This is a genomic window from Pseudomonas fluorescens, from assembly GCF_902497875.1.
Lineage (GTDB): Bacteria > Pseudomonadota > Gammaproteobacteria > Pseudomonadales > Pseudomonadaceae > Aquipseudomonas > Aquipseudomonas fluorescens_BR.
Map to the genome: position 1 here is coordinate 1 of NZ_CABVHY010000137.1, position 1,436 is coordinate 1,436.

General features: G+C 57.1%; 1 protein-coding gene. It reads left to right on the forward strand.

Translation table 11 applies throughout. From position 1 onward, the window contains the following. A partial coding sequence (locus tag F8N85_RS34210; protein WP_150807686.1) for an MFS transporter occupies window positions 1–1,024 on the forward strand: 1,024 nt, incomplete at its 5' end. Window positions 1,025–1,436: the final 412 nt, after the last annotated feature.

The window sequence follows — 1,436 nt, forward strand, 5'->3', positions numbered from 1 at the left end:
GTTGATGGCCTCGGTGTATCTGATGTGCTTCGGCTCACTGCTGATCGCCCTGAGCCCGGGTTATGAAACCATCGGTATCGGCGCGCCGATCCTGCTGGTGTTCGCTCGCTTGCTGCAGGGCCTGTCGGTCGGCGGCGAGTACGGCACCTCGGCGACTTACCTCAGCGAAATGGCGACCAAGGAACGTCGCGGCTTCTTCTCCAGTTTCCAGTACGTGACGCTGATCTCCGGCCAGCTCATCGCCCTGGCGGTACTGATCGTGCTGCAACAAACCCTGACCACCGAACAGCTGTACGCCTGGGGCTGGCGCATCCCGTTCGCCATCGGCGCGCTGTGTGCCGTAGTCGCGCTGTACCTGCGTCGCGGCATGGAAGAAACCGAGTCGTTCACCAAGAAAGTGAAGGCCAAGGAAAGCGCGATGCGCACCTTGATGCGCCATCCGAAGGAACTGATGACCGTGGTCGGTCTGACCATGGGCGGTACTCTGGCTTTCTACACCTACACCACTTACATGCAGAAGTACCTGGTGAACACCGTCGGCATGAGCATTTCCGACTCCACCACCATCTCGGCAGCGACGCTGTTCCTGTTCATGTGTCTGCAACCGCTGGTGGGCGGGCTTTCGGATAAAGTCGGGCGGCGGCCAATCCTGATTGCCTTCGGTATTCTCGGGACCCTGTTCACCGTGCCGATCCTCACCACCCTGCACACCGTCCAGACCTGGTGGGGTGCGTTCTTCCTGATCATGGCCGCGCTGATCATCGTCAGCGGCTACACCTCGATCAACGCGGTGGTCAAAGCCGAACTGTTCCCGACCGAAATCCGCGCCCTGGGCGTCGGCCTGCCGTATGCACTGACCGTATCGATCTTCGGCGGCACCGCTGAATACATCGCGCTGTGGTTCAAGAGCATCGGCATGGAAACCGGTTACTACTGGTATGTCACCGCTTGCATCGCGGTTTCGCTGCTGGTCTATATCACCATGAAAGACACCCGCAAACACTCGCGGATCGAGACTGACTAACGCTACAGGCGGTAAAAAGAAGGGGCAGACCTTGCAAGGGTTCTGCCCCTTTTTCATGAGTTTTGGATAGCAGCCCCATCGATTAATGCTCGGTTAATTCCCACCGCGCATCCTCAGCATCAATCGAATTCAAGCAACGCTTATCTATGCCAGTGCGAACCGGCCAAGCAAAGCGCTCGCATAACGCATCTATTAATTCGATAAATATAAGCATTTATTTGCGCTTTTTAATCAATTTAACAAGCGTAACATTCAATCCATACCTAACGCACGCTACGCAAACGAACCGGAGTAACCGCCATGAAAACCAGACTGATCATCGCCCTGACCCTCTCCGTCCTGGCTGCCAACACCTTCGCCGCCGACGGTTATGACCGCACCATCGCTGCTGATGGCTTCGACCGCACCGGCG